13 protein-coding genes are annotated in these 20,210 nt (G+C 76.0%); 3 read left to right on the forward strand and 10 right to left on the reverse strand.

Annotation, left to right across the window (positions count from 1 at the left end):
- Positions 1-10: 10 nt before the first annotated feature.
- Entirely contained in the window at positions 11-652 is a 642-nt protein-coding gene (locus AB0D08_RS10430; protein ID WP_033823561.1) for a LysE family translocator, read from the reverse strand.
- Positions 653-729: 77 nt separating this feature from the next.
- Here AB0D08_RS10430 and AB0D08_RS10435 point away from each other — a divergent pair, with 77 nt between their 5' ends.
- Positions 730-1,359, forward strand: coding sequence for a MarC family protein (locus AB0D08_RS10435; protein WP_033823560.1), 630 nt, complete (start codon positions 730-732; stop codon positions 1,357-1,359).
- 62 nt (positions 1,360-1,421) lie between these two features.
- On the opposite strand, the gene AB0D08_RS10440 is transcribed toward AB0D08_RS10435, so the two are convergent.
- From AB0D08_RS10440 to AB0D08_RS10450, 3 genes are all read right to left on the reverse strand, one after another.
- Positions 1,422-1,550 (reverse strand): hypothetical protein, encoded by a 129-nt coding sequence (locus tag AB0D08_RS10440; RefSeq protein WP_359887610.1) that lies wholly within the window; start codon positions 1,548-1,550, stop codon positions 1,422-1,424.
- A 178-nt stretch (positions 1,551-1,728) separates the two neighbouring features.
- Complete coding sequence (locus tag AB0D08_RS10445; RefSeq protein WP_051813785.1) at positions 1,729-2,142, reverse strand: cupin domain-containing protein; 414 nt, start codon at positions 2,140-2,142, stop codon at positions 1,729-1,731.
- 106 nt (positions 2,143-2,248) lie between these two features.
- Entirely contained in the window at positions 2,249-3,913 is a 1,665-nt protein-coding gene (locus tag AB0D08_RS10450) for a phospholipase (protein ID WP_359887613.1), read from the reverse strand.
- Positions 3,914-4,328: 415 nt separating this feature from the next.
- Between AB0D08_RS10450 and AB0D08_RS10455 the strand changes: the two genes are divergently transcribed.
- Together AB0D08_RS10455 and AB0D08_RS10460 are read left to right on the forward strand one after the other, a co-directional pair.
- Positions 4,329-4,739: a tyrosinase cofactor gene (locus tag AB0D08_RS10455; RefSeq protein WP_033823559.1), complete on the forward strand. Its 411-nt coding sequence runs from the start codon at positions 4,329-4,331 to the stop codon at positions 4,737-4,739.
- A 39-nt stretch (positions 4,740-4,778) separates the two neighbouring features.
- A complete protein-coding gene (locus AB0D08_RS10460) occupies positions 4,779-5,606 on the forward strand; it encodes a tyrosinase family protein (protein WP_033823558.1) in 828 nt (275 codons plus the stop codon).
- Positions 5,607-5,654: 48 nt separating this feature from the next.
- Here the strand turns inward: AB0D08_RS10460 and AB0D08_RS10465 are convergent, their stop codons facing one another.
- The 6 genes from AB0D08_RS10465 to AB0D08_RS10490 form a co-directional block, all read right to left on the reverse strand.
- Positions 5,655-6,758 (reverse strand): class I SAM-dependent methyltransferase, encoded by a 1,104-nt coding sequence (locus tag AB0D08_RS10465; protein ID WP_359887616.1) that lies wholly within the window; start codon positions 6,756-6,758, stop codon positions 5,655-5,657.
- Complete coding sequence (locus tag AB0D08_RS10470) at positions 6,755-7,942, reverse strand: glycosyltransferase (protein WP_359887617.1); 1,188 nt, start codon at positions 7,940-7,942, stop codon at positions 6,755-6,757. The genes AB0D08_RS10465 and AB0D08_RS10470 overlap by 4 nt, the downstream gene beginning before the upstream one ends.
- Positions 7,939-8,775: an alpha/beta hydrolase gene (locus AB0D08_RS10475; RefSeq protein WP_359887620.1), complete on the reverse strand. Its 837-nt coding sequence runs from the start codon at positions 8,773-8,775 to the stop codon at positions 7,939-7,941. Before AB0D08_RS10475 ends, AB0D08_RS10470 begins: the two co-directional genes overlap by 4 nt.
- 2 nt (positions 8,776-8,777) lie before the next feature.
- Positions 8,778-9,053: a phosphopantetheine-binding protein gene (locus AB0D08_RS10480; RefSeq protein ID WP_033823577.1), complete on the reverse strand. Its 276-nt coding sequence runs from the start codon at positions 9,051-9,053 to the stop codon at positions 8,778-8,780.
- Positions 9,054-9,133: 80 nt separating this feature from the next.
- The gene (locus tag AB0D08_RS10485; protein WP_359887633.1) at positions 9,134-13,768 is read right to left on the reverse strand and encodes a beta-ketoacyl synthase N-terminal-like domain-containing protein; all 4,635 of its coding nucleotides are present in this window, start codon (positions 13,766-13,768) and stop codon (positions 9,134-9,136) included.
- 68 nt (positions 13,769-13,836) lie between these two features.
- On the reverse strand, positions 13,837-20,118 hold the full coding sequence (locus AB0D08_RS10490; RefSeq protein ID WP_359887623.1) for an SDR family oxidoreductase: 6,282 nt from the start codon (positions 20,116-20,118) through the stop codon (positions 13,837-13,839).
- Positions 20,119-20,210 lie beyond the last annotated feature (92 nt).

Consider the following 20,210-nt stretch of genomic DNA (forward strand, 5'->3'; position numbering starts at 1 on the left):
GCCGGCAGGGTCAGCCCTCCAGGGCGAGCCGCAGGCCGAACGCGGCGATCACCGTGCCGGTGACCCGGTCGAGCAGCCGGCGCGCCGACGGCCGCCTGAGCCAGCCGCTCAGCGCCCGGGCGCACCCGACCAGCACCGCCGACCAGACCAGCCCGAGCAGGATGTGGACGCAGGTGAGCAGCACCCCGGTGGTGAAGTGCGGTGCTCCGGCCGGGATGAACTGCGGCAGGACGGCGACGTAGAAGACGCCCACCTTCGGGTTGAGCAGGTTGGTCAGGGTGCCCTGCCGCCAGCCGCCGCCCACGCTGTCGCAGCCGGCCGACAGCTCCGCGTCGGCGGCCGGCGCGCCCAGCGGGCCGCGCCGCCAGGTCTCCAGCAGCATCCGCGCCCCCATCCACAGCAGGTACCCGGCACCGGCCCAGCGCAGCGCCTCGTAGGCGAGGTGGGAGGCGGTCAGCAGGGCGGTGACGCCGAGTGAGGTGAGGGTGCCCCAGAGCAGGGTGCCGGTCTGGATGCCGAGCACCACGCCCCAGGCCCGCCGGCGGCGGCCGAGTGCCGAGGTCCGCAGGATCAGCGCGGTGTCCAGACCGGGGGTGAGGGTGAGGAGTCCGACGACCAGTGCGAAGGACCACAGTGCCGTGCCGAGTTCCATGGGCCGCAAGCCTAGCGCCGGCGGCCAGGCCGTGTCGCAGCGCGGCGGGCGGCGGGCCACCGGGCGAGGATGGGCCGGTGTCCCCCTTCAACCTGAGCTCCGCGTTCATCACCTTCTTCGCGGTGGTCGGCCCGCCGAAGGTGCTGCTCGCCTTCGCCCACGTGGCCCGTAACCGCACCAGCCGGGAACTGATCCGGGTGGCGAGCGTCAGCTCGGCGATCGCCGCGGTGCTCGGCATCGCGATGGCGTACCTGTCGGACTTCCTCACCGACTTCTTCCACATCGGCGACGAGTCGCTCAAGCTGGCGGGCGGCCTGATCTTCACCGTCTACGCGATCGCGCTGGTGCTCGGCATCCACCTGGGCAGCGACGTGGACGAGGGCACGCTGGTCAATCCGCTGGCCGAGGGGGTACGGGAGTTGCTGCTGCCGTTCGTGGCGAGCCCGCTGGCGATGACGGCAGTCCTGGTCGAGACCCGGGGTGAGGACAGCCTCGGCTGGAACACCACCATCGCGGTCGCGTACACGGCGGTGGTCGCGATCGACCTGCTGTCCGTCGTCGCGCTCGCGCCGGTGCTCCGCCGCACCCACCAGACTTCGCTGGAGGTGCTCTCGCGGCTGCTCGGCCTGCTGCTGGCCGCGGTGGGGGTGGAACTGTTCCTGTCCGGCCTGGCGGGGCTCGGGGTTCCGACCACCGGATCGCACTGACCCCGTGGTCCGGCCGGTTCGGGGTGGCCCGTCGGAGGGCGGCGGGCCACCGGGCCGGCGGTTCAGTTCACCGAGCGGGTGATCACGTCGTCGTACGCCCCGTCGTCGAGCAGGCCGGTGTCCGCGTCGCCCGCCGCGGCGCCGAGGACCTCGTCCACGGGGCCGTCGGGGGAGCCGGTCCGGTCGCTCACCCGGAGGTGCTGACCGTGTGTATACGTCTTGATCTCGCTGGGGCCGGTGTCAGGTGTCATGAACCCATGCTGCCGCCGCGGGCTCGAACTGTGCTGGTCCCAGGCCGGATACTCCGCCGTCCGGGTGTATCCGCGGTACGGCGGACGGGCTACCGCCCGGTCCCGGCCGGGCGGCGGTTCAGTCGAAGGTGGGCGTCCACGGCCCCTGCTCCGGGCGGGCCTCGGGGGTGTCCTGCGGCCACGGCGGCATGGTGACGGCGACGATCCGCAGCGGGCCCGCGGCGGTGGGCTCCGCGCGGAACTGGAACGCGGTCCCCAGCGGGATCGAGACCGCCGTACCCGGCCGCAGGTCGACGGTGCTCTGTGTGCCGTCCTGGCTCCGCCACAGCCGGCCGGAGCCCTCCGTGACGTACCAGAGCTCCTGGACGGTGGCGTGCGAGACGGCCCGGGTGACCGCCCCCGGCGGCAGGTCGAACCGGGCGAAGCTGCCCAGCCCGTCGAGGGCCAGCAGCGGCAGGACGGTGGCGCCGTCCGGGGCGGGGACCGGCGGGACCTCGGCGGCGGCGACGGTGCGGTAGGGCTCGTGCGGCAAGCGGATCACTCCTCGGGGGAACGGCCCCGCCCGGCCGGCCCGGCTCGTGGGCGGGGCCGGTCGGGGCCGGTCGGGGCCGAGCGGGGCCGGTCGGGGGTGGTGCGGGTCAGGACGGGCAGAGGCCCTTGCTCCAGTCGACCGTCGCCGTGGCCTGCGAGTACTGCCACTCCGGGGCGAGCAGGTCGCGGTCCAGCTGTGCGGCGGCGGTGGTGTCCTCGACGATGTACCCGAAGTCCTGCAGCCAGGCCGGGTAGAGGTTCTTCGAGCCGATGTAGAACGCCGAGCCGTCCACCGAGACCAGCTTGTGGTGCAGCGCGTACGGGTGGCCGTCCGCCCAGGTGGCGCTCGGGGCGGCGCGGAACGATGCCAGCTGGAGGTTCTGGCACATCACGGCCTTGGCCTTGGGCGCGTCGCCGCCGTTGAGCACGGTGAGCCGGGCCTGCAGGGTGTCGCCGACCTCGGCCAGCGACTTGATCTGCGAGTAGCCGCCGCTGCCGACGGCGCCCCGGTTGGCCGGGTCGCTGACCACGATCCGGACCTTAACCCCGGCGGCCAGCCGGCCCGCCAGCAGGTCGTACAGGCGGACGTCGTAGCGCGGCAGCGGCGGGCAGGTGCCGTTGACGTCCTGCTGGGAGATCTCGAGGTGGCTGTTGGCACCGGCGATCAGCGCGCGCAGCGCGTTCTCCTCCGGGTTGACGGTCTCGTAGTCGCGGTCGGCGTTGGTGTTGTCGTGCAGGTTGACCGGGCCGCACCTGGTGTCGGCCGCGGTGGCCGAGGTGGGGTGGTACGCGGAGGACGGGTCCTTGTCCTTGATGCCGACGCCCAGGCCGCCGACGGCTATCACCGGTACGCCGCCGGCGGCGGGGGCGGGCGCCGGGTTGAGGTCCCGCTCCAGGGAGGGCCGGCAGGCGGCGCCGCCGGTGGAGGCGAACCAGGCGTTGGAGAACACGCCGGTGTGCTGGCAGGCCCAGCCCCAGAGGGTGTCCAGGTAGCGGCCGGCCGAGCCGGCGGCCGGGCCGGTCAGGGCGAGGTCGACGTCGGTGACGGGGTGGGCGGTGTCGAGGTAGTCGTCCTTCCACCCGTTGATGCCGCCGGTGATGACGGTCCGTCCGTCCACCACCACCAGCTTGGAGTGGTTCCAGGAGAACGCCGTCCGGGAGGTGGTCATCGAGGCCAGGGTGAGGGTGACCGAGCCGGCCGCGTCGCCGAGCCTGGAGACCAGCTCGTCGCGGTACCCCGAGGGCAGCACGTTGACGTTGTAGAGCGGCGCCGCGCCGACCAGGATCCGGACCTGGAGGTGGTTGCCCGCCGCGACGGAGGCCTTCAGCCCGGCGACCAGGGCGTCCTCGAAGCCGCCGTTGGGGAACGGGGCGAGGGTGGAGATGTCGACGGTGCGGGTGGCCGCGGAGATGTCCGAGGTCATCCGGTCGAGCAGCTTGCGGGTGCCGGCCCGGTCCGTACAGGCGGCGTCCCCCCAGCACCCGGGGGTCTGCAGCAGCCAGCCGGCCGGGTCGCCGGCCGGGGTGGTGAAGCCGTTGCCCGCGGTGCGCTGCCAGACCGAGTCCTCGAGCCCGGGGGAGACCTGGCGCAGGGTCTGCTCGACGGCGTCCAGGTGCGGGGTCGCGGCGGCTCCGGGGGCGGCCGCGGGGGCGGCGGGTGCGGCGGCGAGCGCGGGTGCGGCGGACAGGCCGGACAGGAGCAGGGAGGCGGCGGTGGCGGCCGTGGCGGAGCGGGCGAGGCGGCCGGGACGGCGGGGCCGGTGACGGAGCACGTACGGATCCTTCAAAAGGTGGCGGGCGGTTTACCCGGGGGACGGCCCGAGATTACCGGAAAGTAATATGACGTCCGATCAGGCCACCGCTATGCGCCAACCTTGCGCAGGTGAACCAGGCCACAGGATCCCGATCAGGCAAAAGATCTTGCTGCTGAGGTGATCATCCGAAGGAGGATCTTCATATTCTCCGCATGGATCACCGCAGAATCCGCGGTTCCTGGACTGATACAAGATGCAACATCTGCGGTGGGATGTCCGGAAAGCCCGTCATCCGACCGACCCCCGCCGATCGGCCGTTCCGGAGCCCCGGGCGATCTTGCAAGCATGGGTGGGCAGGCAGGGCTCGAACGCCACCCGACCGGTGGCCGATCGCCCGCCGACCACCACCCACCACCCAGAGGGGGAATCCGGCATGCCCGAAAACGGCCACGCCGCAACCGAACTGACCCGCCGGCGGATGCTCCAGGGCGCCGGCGTCGCGCTCACCGCGGCCGTCGGCGCCATCGTCCTCGGCGCCACCGGCCCGGCCGACAGTCCGGCCGCCGCCGCCGACCCCGGCGCGGGCGACCGCTTCGACGAGCAGTACCGGGGCCGTCGCATCACCGGCGCCCCGACCGCCGGCGCGGCCGGCGGAGCCCACCACCACGACACCGGCTACGCCGTCCAGATCGACGGCCGCGAACTGCACATGATGCGCAACGCCGACGGCACCTGGATCAGCGTCATCAACCACTACCAGACCCACCCGACCCCGCGGGCCCTCGCCCGCGCCGCCGTCGACGACCTGCAGGGCGCCGACCTCGCCCCGCTCGCCCTGGTCTGACCTCGGACCCCACCACCCTGGCCCGACCGGAGGACCACCATGGCAGTACGCAAGAACCAGTCGACCCTGACCGCCGCCGAGAAGCGCGCCTTCGTCGACGCGGTGCTGGAGCTCAAGCGGCTCGGCCGCTACGACGCCTACGTCAGCACCCACAACCAGTTCATCATCTCCGACACCGACCGGGGCGAGCGCACCGGCCACCGCTCGCCGTCCTTCCTGCCCTGGCACCGGCGCTTCCTGCTCCAGTTCGAGCAGGACCTGCAGAGCGTCAACCCGGCCGTCACCCTGCCCTACTGGGACTGGACCGCCGACCGCACCCCCACGGCGAGCCTGTGGGGCAACGACCTGATGGGCGGCAACGGCCGCGCCCGCGACGGCCAGGTCACCACCGGCCCGTTCGCCGGCGGCACCGGCCGCTGGACGCTCGGCGTGCGCCCCGACACCCGCGACTACCTGCGCCGTTCGCTGGGCACCGGCGTCGCCCAACTCCCCACCCGCGCCGAGGTGGAGTCGGTGCTCGCCGTCGCCACCTACGACGCCGCCCCCTGGAACAGCTCCTCGGACGGCTTCCGCAACCAGCTCGAGGGCTGGCGCGGCGTCAACCTGCACAACCGGGTGCACGTCTGGGTCGGCGGCATGATGAGCACCGGCATGTCGCCGAACGACCCGGTGTTCTGGCTGCACCACTGCTTCATCGACAAGCTGTGGGCCGAGTGGCAGCGCCGCCACCCCAGCCAGAGCTACCTGCCCGCCGGCAACACCCCGGACGTCATCGACCTCAACGACACCATGAAGCCGTGGAACGACACCACCCCGGCCGACATGCTCGACCACACCCGCCACTACACCTACGACAGCACCTTCTAGGCCTCCGGACCGACGCCCGGCCGCCGGCCGCGGCCTGGCGTCGGTCCGCTACGCCCCGCGGCGGGCGACCAGGCGGTAGGCGTTGGACAGCCCGGCGCGTCCGGCCACCGGCGCGACGAGCCGGTCGAGCAGGGCGGCCAGCAGCAGGACCGGGGAGCCCGCCAGGAAACACGCACCGCGCAGGGCCCGCCGCAGCCGCCCCGGCGGCGCACCGGGCAGCCACGGCGCGTCCTCGCGCGGGGCCACCGCGTCCAGCAGCAGCCAGCAGGCCGCCAGCAGGTCGACCGGGTCGTGCGGCTCCCGGTGCTGCTCCGTCAGCACCGTGAAGCCCAGTTCGCCGAGCCGCTCGGACAGATTGGCGGCGGGCACCAGGTTCAGGTGCTGGGGCTGCAACCACGGCAGCCACCACCTGCCCAGCAGCCGGGCGTAGCGGCACCGCGGGTCGGGGACCTCGATCAGCAGCAGCCCGCCGGGGCGCAGCGCCTCCCGGGCCGCCGCGAGTTCGCGGCCCGGGTCGGTGCTGTGCTCCAGGTAGTGGAACATGCTCACCACGTCGTACCGGCCGGCCAGTTCGGAGGACGGTCCGGCGGCCAGCTCCGGGAAGGAACCCCGGAAGCCGCGCGCCAACCGGCCGCTGTGCTCCGCCAGTTCGACGCCCTCGCTGAGATCCAGGCCGTCGAAGACGGTGTCGGGGAAGTCCGCGCGGGCAGTCTCGCAGAAGTGTCCGTGCCCGGTGCCGACGTCCAGCCAGCGGCCGGGCGCGCTCGCGTACGGGGCCGCCGCCCGGGCGCGGCCGCGGTAGACGGCGGCGCGGGTGCCGAACAGACCGGCCAGCCGCTGCTCGCCCAGCCCGTCGTAGAAGTCCCGGTAGTAGAACTCCAGCCCGGCGCCGTTCAGCCGGGGGTTCTGGAACACGTGCCCGCAGCCGCCGCACGCGTCCAGGCCGAACCGGCCCGGCTTGTGCTGGAGCAGGTCGGTGGTGCGCAGCCGGCGCCGCAGCGCGGTGGAGCCGCACCAGGGGCAGTCGGCGCGGCGCGGCTCGAAGAACCGGTCGGTCCCGTCGGCCAGGTCGGCCAGGTAGCCCGGACGCAGCGCGGCGACCTGCCGGCTGCGGGCCGTCGGGCCGGTGGTGGGGCGGGTCTCGGTGGTCAACGTGCCCTCCTGACGGCCGGGGTGCGGAGCTGTTCGAGGCAGGTCGCGGCGGCGGCCGCGCCGCCCGCCGCCCGGAAGGATCCGCCGATCCGGCGGGCCGCGGCCCGGTGGGCCGGATCGTCCAGCACGGCGTCCACCGCCCGGCCGAGCCGGTCGGCGCCGGTCCGCCCGAACCGCACCCGGACCCCGGCGCCCGCCGCCACCACCTGGCCGGCCACCACCGGCTGGTCGTCCCGGATCGGGGCGACCACCAGCGGCACACCGTGCCACAGCGCCTCGCAGACGGTGTTGTGACCGGCGTGGCAGACCACCGCGGCCGTCCGCGGCAACAGGTCCAGCTGCGGCACCGAGGGCAGCACCAGCACGTCGGCGTCGCCCGCGGGCGGTCCGAGCACCCCGCCCGGGTCGGCGATCACCGCCTGGAGCCGTCCGGCGCGCTCCCGCAGCGCCTCCCGGCACGCCGTCAGGAACTGCGTACCGGCGTCGGTGTTGACGGTCCCCAGGCTGACCAGCACGGTGGCGCGGTCCGGGTCGAGCCACTCCCAGGGGAAGGCGCCGGCCGCCGGCCGGGCCGTCACCGACGGGCCGACGAAACGCACCGGGCCCGCCGGAGCGGCGAGTGGACCGGCCAGTTCCGGGGTGGTGAAGGCGAGCGTCAGGTACGGGGAGAACCGCGGGTCGGCCGTCCGGTCCGGGCCCGCGAGGCGCCCGCGCAGCTCGGCGAGCAGCCCCTCGATCCAGGCGGCCACCAGCGGCATCCCGTCGAGGGCGCCGGTGAACTCGGCCGAGGTGGACGCGGTGGTGACCCACGGCAGGCCGAGCCGCTCGGCGACCAGCGCGCCGGCCAGCGCCTGCTGGTCCACCACCAGGACGTCGGGTTCGAACCGGGCCACCGCCCGCGCCACCCCCGGGGCCATCGCCTCGGCCAGCGGGACCAGGAAGTCCGCCCAGAGGAACTTGAGCGCCGCCGGGCCGCGCAGCTCCGGCGGCCGCGGCGGGGCCGCGTCCCCGGCGGCGACGGCGCAGCGCAGGACCCGGGCACCCGGGCCCGCGAGGGGTCCGACCAGCTCCGGCAGGCCCGCCCAGGCGGTCGCGTGCCCGCGGGCCCGGAGCTCGGCCGCCACCCCGACGAGCGGGTTCACATGGCCGACCAGCGGCGGTACGACGAACAGGAACCGGGTCACCGCAGGCTCCTCTCCAGGTCCCCGCGGGCGGCCGGGCCGCGCAGCTCGGCGCCGTGCTCGCGCAGCCAGGCCAGGGTGAGCGCGAGGACGGTGTCCGGCGCCTCGATCAGCACGGAGTGCTCCTGGCCGGGGACGAAGGTGCTCCGGCAGTCCGGCAGCAGCGACTCCAGCCAGGCCGCCTGCGCGGCCAGGTCGGACTCGGTGCCGTAGACCGCCAGCACGGGGCAGCCGATCCGGCGCAACTGCGCCTCGGTGGGCAGCCGGCTGGCCGGGATTTCGCGGGCCAGCGTGGTGCCGGCCAGCAGCCGCCCCGCCGAGCGGGCCAGCCGGGCGGTGTGCGCGCCGCGCCGCGCGGCCACCCAGGCGAGCGTCGGCTCGTCGGCCAGGCCGGTCTCGGCCTGCCGCAGGATGCCGTCCAGTTTGACGGCCCATGCGGGCGAGGCCGGTTCGGACTCGATGGCGAGGATGCCGGTGATCCGCTCTGGGCGCCGGGCGGCCAGCGCGAACGCCACCGTGCCGCCGAAGGAGTTGCCGACCAGGTGGACGGGCCGGTCCGGGGCCAGCCGCTCCAGCAGCTCCTCCGCGTCGTCGACGAACCGCTCCAGCCGGTACCCGCCCGGCGGGCGCCCGCTGCGGCCGTGCCCGCGCTGGTCGTACATCAGGACCTCCACCCCGGCGGCGGCCAGCGCGGGCGCCAGGGTGAAGTAGTAGCTGGCCAGGCTGTCGGTCAGCAGGCCGTGCAGCAGGACGGCGGTGGCGGCGGGCGGGCCGCCGTCGGCGGGGCCCAGCCGCTGGACGTGGAAGCGCAGTGCGCCGAGGTCGAGGAAGGCCACGGTCAGCTCCGCCCGGCGGTCTGCAGCCGGTCCGCGACATGGGCGACCAGACGGCCGACCGTCAGGCCGATGATCTCGTCCAGCTCCATGCCCGCCAGCCACTCGGCGAAGTTGATCCGCTCGCCCCAGCGCTCCTGGAGGTGCCCGGCGAGGGTCACCAGGTCGATGCTCTCCAGGCCGAGGTCCTCGGCGAACCGGGCGTCCATGGTGACCTCGCCCTCATCGAGGCCGTACTCGTCGAGGACGACCGCCAGCAGACCGGCGATCTCCGCGAGGATCTGATGCTCGGTCGGCGGGGCCTGGTCGGTGGGCGGGGCCTGGTCGGTGGCGGGTGTGCCGCCGGTCTCCGTGCTGCCGTTCACGTGGTGGCCGTCCCTTCGTCGTTCGGGGTCTCGGGGTCGTCGGTGGGCGGGGTCCAGGCCACCACGTAGCTGCGCTCCGGTAGCCCGGGCGGGGCGGCCAGGTCGGTGCACCGGACCCGGTGGGTGCGGGACCCGCCGGGGCCGAGGCGGGTGACCAGCAGGGCGGACGGCTCGGCCGACACCACGGCGAAGTCCCGCGGCCGGCCCTGCAGCCCGGTGCCCTCGGCCTTGGCCGCGGCCTCCTTGGCGGCCCAGAACCGGGTGAACCACAGGGCCGGGGAGCCGCCGTGGGCGGCCCGGCAGGCCGTCAGCAGCTCCCGCTCCGCCGGGCCGAGCGCCACCTCGGCCGTCTCCGGCGGACGCTCCGCCACCTCCTCCAGGTCGATGCCCACGCCGGGTCCGCCGCCCGCCCGGCGGGGCCGGACCAGGGCCACCGCGGCCTCGGCCCGGTGCGCGAGCGAGACGTCCAGCTCCGGGAGGGCCCGGCCGTGCAGACCGGACACCCGGGGGCGGCCGGACTCCTCGTTGGAGACGGCGATCTCGGCGGGGAAGACCGGGCCCTCGCCGTGTTCCCAGAGCCACCGCCGCACCGCGTCCTTCGCCGCGATCCGGCCGAGCAGCCAGGCGCGCCGCGCGCGCGGCGGCTGCTGCCCGTAGCGGGCCCGTTCCTCGGCGCCCAGGTGGTTGCGCATGATCAGATCGCGGGAGGCGAGGTCCGGCCAGCGTTCGTGCAGCAGGACCCAGCCGCCGGGCTGCGGCCGGGAGAGGGTGTGCCGGTCGGCGAACCGTTCGACCGGCCGGGTGTCCGGGTGGTTGTCGAAGCGGCGGTCCTGCCAGCCCTGCACCTCCGCCCAGACGGCGCCGCCGGAGACCACCTGCACGTCGGCCTCCAGCGTGGAGTCGGTCAGCGCGGTGATGCGGATGTGGGCGTCCAGGCGGGTGCCCGGCCGCGGGGCCGGGCCGTACAGGGTGAGGCGGCGCAGACCGACCGGGAAGACGACGGTCCGCTCGGTCCGGGTGGCCATGATCCAGTAGCCGAGCAGCTGGCCGACGTTGTCCAGCAGCGCACCGGGCGCGGCCGGCGCGGTGATCACCCCGCGGACGTGGGACGTGCCCAGCGCGGTCAGCTCGCTCAGGCCCTGGAACGCCGGACCGTGGAACATCCACCGCTCCCCGTAGAGGCCGGCCGCCGTCAGCTCCGGGGCCCGCTCGGCGGCCGGATCGGGGCGCCACGCGGCCGGCGGCGACGGATGACGGTCCGCCAGTTCGACCGTTCCCCGGGCGAATCCGCCGAAGTCGGCGGCGAGCCGGCCGGGGCCGGCGTCGCTCAGCGTGAGTTCCACCTCCAGGGGCTCGGCGGCCGGCACCCACTGGCCGAACCGCAGCCCGGACGCGCCGGTGGCGATCCGGCCGGGCTGCGCCCGCTCCGCGGCGTCCATCAGGTGCTGCACGATCGTGGTGGCCGGCACGACCGGCCACCGGTCGGTCAGATCGGGCCAGCCCGGACGCTGCCGGAAGAAGCAGTGGTCGAGCAGGTACGGCATGGCGGCGGTCGACACCCGCAGGCGGCTGCTGTGCACGACGGCCGGCGGTCCGCTCACGGCAGGCGCAGCGCTCACGGTGGGCGGAGGGGCCACGGCGGGCGCTGCGCCCACGGCGGGTGGCCGGGGCGGCGCGCCGGGTCCGGCGGCCATGTCGGCGCCGGCCCTGATCAGTTCGGCGGCGGCGTGTTCGGTTTCCCTCAGGAGGGCGTCGAGTTCGGCGGCCAGCGGATGGCGGGTGGCCAGCGAGGCCAGGCCGGAGCCGCCGGCGGGGACCTCGCCGAGGGCGGGAACGGGGACCGGGACGGTCCGCGCGCCCGGCACCGGCGCGGCGGCCCGCGGCGCCAGCTCGGCCCGCAGCGGGCCCAGCACGGCGGGATCCAGCGACACCAGCGGGCCGCCGAGGTCCAACCGCACGGCCGGGTACCGCCCGGCCGGCTCCGCCGAGCGGTCCGGCCGGTCCGGGTACAGCGCAGCCTGGTCCGGCTCGGCACCGTCCGCCCAGAGCGCGGCGGCCACCCGCCGCAGCTGCGCCAGCCCGTCGCGGTGCGGGGAGTTCGCCGCCACCACCAGGTGCTCCCGGCCGCCCAGCGTGTCGCCGACCAGGGAGCCCACCTGTCCGGTGCCCACCTGGACGAACGCCCGGAACCCCGCCGCGTACATGGCCTCGATCAGCGGCCGGAACCGGACCGGCTCCAGCAGGTGACGGACGAACAGCGCGCGGACCTCCGCCTCGGCCGCCGGGAACGGCGAGGCCGTCGTCCCGGACCAGACCGGCACGGACGGCGGGTGCAGCTCGAAGCGGTCGGCGGCCTGCCGGATCGGGCCGAGGTAGGGCCCGAGCATCGGTGTGTGGAAGCCGGACCGGAACGGCAGCACCTGCCCCAGCACCCCGCGCGCGCGGAACCGGCGGACCAGCTCCGCGACCGGCTCCTCGGGGCCGCAGACGATCGACTGCTGCGGTGCGTTGTCGTGCGAGAGCACCACCTGCGCCAGGTCCCGGGAGCTGCGCAGGACCTCGCCCACCTGGTCGGCGGAGGCGCCCAGCGCGGCGAACGAGAGCCCGGGGACGTGCAGTGCCTCGGGATCGAAGGACTCCAGGAAGGAGTCCACGGACGCGCCGGAGTACAGCCCGGCGCTGATCATCGCGGTCCACTCGCCGACGCTGTGCCCGGCCACCGCGTCCGGGCGGACGCCCATCCGGCGCAGGGCCGTGTCCAGCAGCCGGCCCACCGCGACCACGCCGGCCCCGTGCCGGCCGATGTCGCCCACCTGCGCGGCGGCCCCACGGCCGCCCGCCGCGGCCGGGCGCACCAGACCGAAGTGGTCCGCGACGTCGTCCACGCGGGGGACGAACTCGCCCTCCAGGCCGGGGAAGACGAACGCCAGCCGGCCGGCGCCCGCCCCACCGGTGCCCAGCAGCGGTTGCGGGGCGAACCACACGTCGCCTCGGCCGCGCCAGGCCCGCCCCCGGGAGACCGCGCGCCGGGCGAGCGCCAACTGCTTCGCGGTCGGGTCGACGACCGCCAGCCGGCAGCCCGCCACGGGCGCACCCCGCTCCGGCAGGCCGGCGGCCAGCACCGCGCGGTCGTCGCCCGCCAGCAGCCGCGCCAGCTGCTCGGGGCTGTCGGCGGCCAGCCGCAGCACCCGCTCGGGCTCGGTCACGACGGCCGGTACGGGGCCGGGCCCGGCCCCGGTCGGGGCCTGCTCCAGCACCACGTGCGCGTTGATGCCGCCGAAGCCGAACGCGTTCACGGCGGCCCGGCGCGGCCCCTCGCCCTCCCAGGGCTCGCCGGCGGGGACGGTGCGGAAGCGGGTGGCGGCCAGGGCGGGGTGCGGGTCGTCGCAGTGCAGGGTGGGGAGCAGGACCCCGTGGTGGACGGCGAGGGCCGCCTTGACCAGCCCGGCGATGCCCGCGGCCGGCATCAGATGGCCGATCATCGACTTCACCGAGCCGAGTACGGCCCGCCGCTCACCGTCCACCGCCGGACCGAACACCTGGGCCAGCGTGGCCAGTTCGGCGGCGTCCCCGGCGGGGGTGGCGGTGCCGTGGGCCTCCAGCAGCCCCAGCGCGTCCGGCGCCGCCGGGTCCAGCCCGGCCGCCCGCCAGGCAGCCCGCACCGCCCGGCTCTGTCCGCCCGGGTCGGGGCTGGCCAGCGCGGCGGTGCGTCCGTCGCCGGCCACGCCGGTGCCGCGGACCACCGCGTACACCCGGTCGCCGTCGCGCTCGGCGTCGGCGAGCCGCTTGAGCACCACCACCCCCGTGCCCTCGCCGATCAGCAGACCGTCGGCGCCCCGGTGGAACGGCCGGATCCGCTCGCTCGGAGAGAGCGCCCGCAACTGCGCGAACACGCTCCACAGGGTGACGTCGTGGCAGTGGTGCACCCCGCCGGCCAGCACCAGATCGCAGCGCCCGCCGGCCAGTTCGCCGACCGCCTGGTCGACGGCGACCAGCGATGACGCACAGGCGGCGTCCACCGTGTACGCAGGGCCGCGCAGGTCGAGCCGGTTGGCGATCCGGGAGGCGGCCAGGTTGGGCACCAGCCCGATCGCCGACTCCGGCCGGTCCGGGCCGAGCCGCTCGGTGAACGCCTCCCGCACCCGGGCCAGCTGCCCGGCGGTGAGGTCGGGCAGCAGTTCGCCGAGGGTGCGCACCAGCTGGTGCGCGGTACGGACCCGCTGGTCGAGCCGGACCAGGCCTGGCGTCAGGTACCCGCCCCGGCCCAGCACCACCCCGATCCGGTCGCGGTCGGGCAGCCGGTCCGGGCCGCCCGCGTCCGCGATGGCCGCGGCCGCCACCTGTAAGGCGATCAGCTGGTCGGGTTCGGTCCCGGACACCGAACTCGGCATGATGCCGAACCGGGTGGGCTGCACCTCGGCCAGCGCGTCCACGAAGCCGCCGCGCCGGCAGTACAGCCGGTCCGGGGCAGCGGGCCCGGAGGCCGCCGACGGGTCGTAGAACCCCGCGTCCCAACGGCCGTCGGGCACCTCCGTGATCGCGTCGACGCCGCCGAGCAGGTTGCGCCAGTACGTTGCCAGGTCCGGCGCGCCCGGCAGCAGCACCGCCATGCCCACCACCGCGACCGGCACCTGCGGGGCAGCAGCTGACGCGGGGGAGGTGGGGGAGGCCGGGGACGCCTGGGAGCTCGCCACGGCCGTCACCAGCCCGACGCCGTGTAGACCACGGACCGCACCGACTCCTCGCCCCAGGCCAGCTCGCGCAGCAGCGCCAGCGTGCCCGCGCCCGGGTCGATCAGCCGTACGCCCCGGCGCGCGTAGTCCAGCGCCAGCTCCGGCGACACCATGCCGCCGTGCGGGCCGGAGGGCGCCCACGGCCCCCAGTGCACGGTCAGCGCCCGCCGGCCGGTCCCCGCTGCCCAGCGGGCACCGAGCGCCTCCAACGCGTCGTTGGCCGCCGCGTAGTCCGCCTGGCCGCGGTTGCCCAGAGCGGCCGCGATGCTGCCGAACAGCACCGTGAACCGCGGCCCGGCCGCCAGCTCCGCCAGCGCGTCGAGCACCGCCCGGGCGCCGTCCGCCTTGGTGGCGAAGACCCGCCGGAAGGACTCCGGGTCCTTGTCCGCGAACACCCGGTCCTCGATCACGCCCGCCGCGTACACCACCCCGTCCAGGCGGCCGTGCGCCGCGTACACCTCCTTGACCGCCTGCCGCACGGCCGCCGGGTCGGCCGCGTCCACCGCCTGGTAGCGGGCCGCCGAACCCAGCGCGGTCAGCTCCTCCAAGGTCGCCGCCACCTCCCGGCCGGCCAGCAGCCGGGACGCCGCACGGTCCACCTCCGGCAGCGGAACCCCCTGCCGGGCGAGGACCGCCCGCAGCGCCGACCGGTCCCTGGCGCCAGCCGTCACCGGGTCCTCGGGGCCCTCCGGCGGTGCGGTCCGGCCCAGCAGCTCCAACCGGCAGCGTGAGGCCGCCGCGAGCGCCGCCGCGAACCGCGCCGTGATCCCGCGCGCCCCGCCGACCAGCAGCACCACCGAGTCCCGGTCGAGCCCCAGGGCGGCGGCCTCCGCCGCACCGTCACCGGCCGGCCCCGCACCGGTGCTCGCCAGCAGTCCGAGACCGGACTCCACCAGGGACAGGCCCTGACGTCCGGCCGGGCCGTGCAGCACCACCGGTTCGCGGTCCTCCGCGAGCAGCTCGCCGACCAGCGCCTCGGCCAGCCCGGCCGGTGTCACCGAAGGCTCGAACTCCACCAGCCGGGCCGAGGTTCCGGGGTACTCGCGGGCGAGGCTGCGCAGCAGTCCGCGCAGCCCGTCCGTCCGGCCTGTGGCGTCCGGGGAGGCCGCACGGACGGCGAACAGCCACCGCGGCCCGCCGGCCAGCGCGGCCTGCAGCACGCTCACGCAGCCCGGTAGCACCGGCGCGCCGTGCGCGGCCAGCGGATCGAGCAGCAGCACCCCGTCCACCGGCCCGTCGCCCGCGGACAGCAGATGTTCGGCGTCCAGCGACAGCACCTGCGCGCCGTGCCCGGAGAGCAGCGCCGCCACCGCCTCGGCCGCGCCGCGGCCGTCCGAGCCGAGCAGCGCGAAGCGCCGGCCGGCCAGTAGCTGCGGCGACCCCGCGGGCGCCGGGAGCGGCACGGGCAGCAACCGCAGACGTACCGGCTCGTGCCCCACCACGGCGGGCGCCGGAGGTGTGTCGGTGGTGGGTGCGGTCGTGGGTGGGGTGGGGGTGGTGGTGTGGGTGGTGAGCCAGTTGGTGATGGCTGCGGCGGTGCGGGCGTTGGTGAGTTGTTCGAGGTGGTGGTCGTCGAGGGTGGTGAGGTCGGTGGTGGTGGTGTTGCTGAGGTGGCGGGCGAGTTGGCCGATGATTTCGGTGCGTTTGATGGAGTCGATGCTGAGGTCGGCTTCGAGGTCGAGGTCGGGTTCGATCATGTCGGCGGGGTAGCCGGTGCGTTCGCTGATCAGGGTGATGACGGTGGTGAGGAGGTCGCCGGGGGCGGGTGGCGCGTCGGTGGTGGGCGCCGGCTCGGGCTGCGCCGCCGCGACCGCCGGCACCGGGACGGCGGGCGCCGCAACCGCCGCCGGCGCCGCGACGCCCGCCGCGCCGAAGTACGTCAGCAGCACATCGCGCTGCGCCGCGATCAACTCCCGGCTGCTGCTCAGGAAGTCCGCCACCAGGGCGTCCCCACTCCGGTGCGCGTGGACGTGCGTGTGTGCGTCCTGTGCGGCCACCAGTGCCTCCGGTACGGGTCGGGCCGGTGCGAGCGCACCGGGCAGCAGTTCTCCGGCGGCGGTGCGGACCAGCTGTCCGTCCACCGTCCAGCCGGGCCGCCGCGCGGCCCGCGCCCGGCCGGCGTCCACCGCGCCGCGGCCGTGCAGCAGCCGTGCGGTGCTCACCGGCACACCAGCGACGGCCAGTTCGGCCAGCGCGTCCAGGTACCCGGGCAGGCCGCGGCGCCGCCCCTCCAGCGGCACCGCACGGTGCGGCCGGTCACCGAGCACCGCCGAGACCAGACCGGTCAGCACCGACCCCGGCCCGGCCTCCACGAACACCCGGGCACCCGCCTCGTACATCGCCTCGATCTGGGCCACGAACCGCACCGGGGCGCCGACCTGCGCCGCCAGCCCGGCCCGGACCGCGGCCGGGTCGGCCGGGTACGCGGCGGCCGTCCGGTTGGAGTAGACCGGGAACTCCGGCGCCCGCACCTGCCAGCCCGCGAGCGCGTCGGCGAACCGCTCACCCGCGCCGGCGACCAGCGGACTGTGGAACGCACAGGCGACCCGCAGCCGCTTCACCCCGTACCCGGCCTCGCGCAGCCGCTCCGTCGCGGCCGCGACCTCGGGCGTCGCACCCGAGATGACGGTCTGCCGCGGCGCGTTGTGGTTGGCCGCCACCACCCGGCCGGCCAGTCCGGCGTCGCCCAGCACCTGTTCGACCTGCTCGGCCGCGGCCGCCACCGCGGCCATCGACCCCGGGTCCTCGCCCTCGCCGACCGCGTCCAGGATCGCCAGCGCCCGCCGGGCACTGATCTCCGGCAGATCCCGCGCCGCCAGCGCCCCGGCCGCGCAGAGCGCGACCAGCTCGCCGTAGCTGTGCCCGGCCGCCAGCTGCGGGCGGACCCCGGCCAGCCCGAGCAGCTCGTGCGCGGCCAGTTCCGCGATGCCCAGCACCGGCTGGGCCACCCTGGTGTCGGTCACCGCCACGCGCTGCGCCTCCCGCGCCTCGGGGGTGAACGCCGTCGGCGGGTACAGCACGTCCGCGTACGCGCGGCCCAGCAGCAGATGCCGCTGCACCGCCGGGAACGCGGTGAACAGCTCCGCGAGCATCCCCGGACGCTGGCTGCCCTGGCCGGGGAAGAGGAACGCCACCTCACCGCCGACCGGGCCGCGTTCGGCCAGGTGCACCCCGGCCGCCGGATCGTGCTCCCCGTCCAGCGCGCGGCGCAGCAGTGCGGCCAGTTCCGTGACGCCGGAGGCAACCACCGCTACCTGGACCGGCCCGTGGCCGGACTCCGCCCGGGTGCAGGCCGCCAGCGCGAGGTCGCGCAGCCGCCACGGCGAGCCCTCCGCCTCCGCCAGCCGCAGCAGTTCGGTCACCCCGCGAAGCGCTCGTTCCCGGTCACCGCCGCGGAAGAGGAACAGCTCGGCCGGCCACTGCTGCGACCCGTGCAGCGGTGAGGGGCCGTCGTAACCGGTCAGCACGGCATGGAAGTTGGTACCGCCGAAGCCGAACGCGCTTACCCCGGCCACCCGTTCGGCGGCCGGCTCGGCCCACGGCCTGGGCTCGTTGTGGAACGCGAACGGGCTGCTCGCCGCCTCCCAGGCCGGATTCGGGCGGGTCAGGTGCAGGGTCGGCGGCTTCACCCCGGTGTGCAGCGCCAGCGAGGCCTTGATCAGGCCCGCCAGTCCCGCCGCGCACTTGGTGTGCCCGATCTGCGACTTCACCGATCCCAGCGCGCAGCTTCCCGGCGCCGCGCCGGCGGCCGTGAACACGGCGGTGAGCGTCGCCAGTTCGGTGCGGTCGCCGACCACCGTGCCGGTGCCGTGCGCCTCCACCAGGCCAACGGCGGCCGGGTCGACCCCGGCGCCTCGGTACGCCCGCTCCAGCGCGGCCCGCTGCCCCTCGGGCCGCGGGGCGGTGAGGCCGAGGGAGCGGCCGTCGCTGGCGCTGCCGACGCCCTGGACCACGGCGTACACCCGGTCGCCGTCCCGTTCGGCGTCGGCCAGCCGCTTCAGCACCAGGCAGCCGACGCCCTCGCCCAGCGCGATGCCGTCCGCCGCCGCGTCGAACGGGCGGGAGCGCCCGGTCGGCGACAGCGCGTGCACCGAGGCGAAGAGCAGGTAGTCGTTGATGCCGTTGTGCAGGTCGGCGCCGCCGCACAGGGCCAGGTCGGCGGTGCCCGCCGTCAGCTCCTTGCAGGCCACGTCGAGCGCGGCCAGCGAGGAGGCGCAGGCCGCGTCCACGGTGAAGTTGGCGCCGCCCAGGTCGAGGCGGTTGGCGATCCGCCCGGAGATCACGTTGGCCAGCATGCCCGGGAACGAGTCCTCGGTGAGCTTCGGCAGCTGCTCGGCGACGGCCGGCGGCACCGCGCCCAGATAGGCGGGGAGCACCGCCCCCAGTACGCCCGCGTTGGACAGGTCGCTGCCCGCCTCCGCCCCGAACACCACGCTGGTGCGCGAGCGGTCGAAGGCCCGGCCGCCCTCCGGGCCGCCCCCGTCGTACCCGGCGTCCGTCAGCGCCCGGCGGGCCGCCTCCAGGGCCAGCAGCTGGACCGGCTCGATGCTGGCCAATGCGGCCGGCGGGATGCCGTAGGACAGGGCGTCGAACGGGACCGGCGGCAGGAAACCGCCCCACTTGGAGGGCGTGGTGCCGGGTCCGCCGTCCGGCGAGTGGTAGAGCGCCGGGTCCCAGCGCTCGGCGGGGACCTCGGTGACGGAGTCCACGCCGGCCAGCACGTTCGCCCAGAACGCGGGCAGGTCGGGGGCGTTCGGGAACATGCCCGCCATGCCGATCACCGCGATCCGCAGCGGCTCCGGCTCGGGCTCGGGTGCCGCGGCGGCGGGGGACAGGCCGAGTTCCTGCGTCAGCTCCTCGGCCCGTGCCGTCAGGAAGTCCGCCGCGCCCGCGCTGACGGCGGTGTGCAGAGCGGCCATGGTCGTGGTGGCCGACCGCACCACGGCGACCTGCCCGGCCATGAACATCCCCTGCTCCAGCTGGCCCGCCTCGTCGACGGCGGTCAGCTCGCCCGCCACCCGGTCGACGCCCTTGCCGGCGATCCGCAACCGGCCCACGTTCAGCCGCTCCAGCCGCTCCCAGACCTCCCGGTCCGGCACCCCGTCGGCGCGCAGCCGCTCGTGCAGCGCCCGGAACTCGGCGGTGAACGGGCTCGGCACGCACCGCGTCGCATGGCCCGGAGCCGTCACCAGCAGCTCCGTGGCCTGCGCCGCCACCACCTGACGCTGGAACAGCGGCTGTACGGCCCCGTGCGCGACCGCCTCCTCGGTGAACAGGTAGGCGGTGCCCATCAGCACCCCGGCCGCGACGCCACGGGCGGCCAGCGGTCCCGCCAGCACCGCCACCATGGCGGCGGAGCGCTCGTCGTGCACGCCGCCCGCGAACAGCACCTCCACCGGCGGCCTGTCCGGCGCCGCCGCGTCGAGGAACTCCTCCAGCACCGCCGACTGCGCCTCCCAGAGCGGGAAGCTGTGCCGCGGCCCGACATGGCCGCCGCACTCCGCGCCCTCGAAGACGAATCTGCGGGCCCCGTCCTCCAGGAACTGCCGCAGCAGCCCGGGTGAGGGCACGTGCAGGTAGGTGCGGATCCCGGCCTCCTCCAGCACCCGTGCCTGGGCCGGGCGTCCGCCGGCGATCACGGCGTGGGTGGGGCGGGCGGCGAGTACCTCGGCCAGCTGGGCCGCGCGCAGTTCCTCGGGCGCGAAGCCGAGGACGCCGACGCCCCAGGGCCGCGCGCCCACCGCGGTCCGGGTCCGTTCGAGCAGGTCGCGGGAGTGCTCCGGCCCGGCCAGGGCCAGGGCCACGAACGGCAGGCCGCCCGCCTCGGCGACCGCCGCCGCGAACCCGGGCCGGTCGCTGACCCTGGTCATCGGACCCTGGGCCACCGGCAGCCGGGTGCCGAGGGCCCGGCTCAGCGCCGACCGCTCGCCGAGTTCGGTCCGGGCCGCGGCCGCGGTCCGCAGCCCGTCCAGGACGGCCTCCCGTACCGCCCGGACGGCCCGGGGGACGGTGCCCCATCGGTCGGCGAAGACCGGTGCCAGGGCGCCGTCCTGGCCGACCGCCAGCTCGGTGGCGGACGTTTCGGTGGCGGGTGCTTCGGTGGCGGGCGCTTCGGTGGCGGGCGCTTCGGTGGCGGGCGCTTCGATGCCGCGTGGTGCGGTCGCGGGCCGTGCGGGGGCCGGGGCGGCCGGGGTGCCGCGGCGCAGCACCCGTCTCCCGTCGAGGACCACGGTCTCGGAGCCGTCCATGCCGCGGACGGCCGCCGCGGCCTGCTGCGCGGCCGCGCTGCACCCCGCCGTGCCAGGGCAGTTCGGCCACCTCCTGCCACTCGCCGCGGGCG

The organism is Kitasatospora sp. NPDC048540 (assembly GCF_040651175.1).
Classification (GTDB): Bacteria; Actinomycetota; Actinomycetes; order Streptomycetales; family Streptomycetaceae; genus Kitasatospora.

Bases quoted from the DNA above. Each gene is read 5' to 3' on its own strand.
- AB0D08_RS10460 (WP_033823558.1), top strand. From the start codon at position 4,779: ATGGCAGTACGCAAGAACCAGTCGACCCTGACCGCCGCCGAGAAGCGC.
- AB0D08_RS10455 (WP_033823559.1), top strand. From the start codon at position 4,329: ATGCCCGAAAACGGCCACGCCGCAACCGAACTGACCCGCCGGCGGATG.
- AB0D08_RS10430 (WP_033823561.1), bottom strand. From the start codon at position 652: ATGGAACTCGGCACGGCACTGTGGTCCTTCGCACTGGTCGTCGGACTC.
- AB0D08_RS10490 (WP_359887623.1), bottom strand. From the start codon at position 20,118: ATGGACGGCTCCGAGACCGTGGTCCTCGACGGGAGACGGGTGCTGCGC.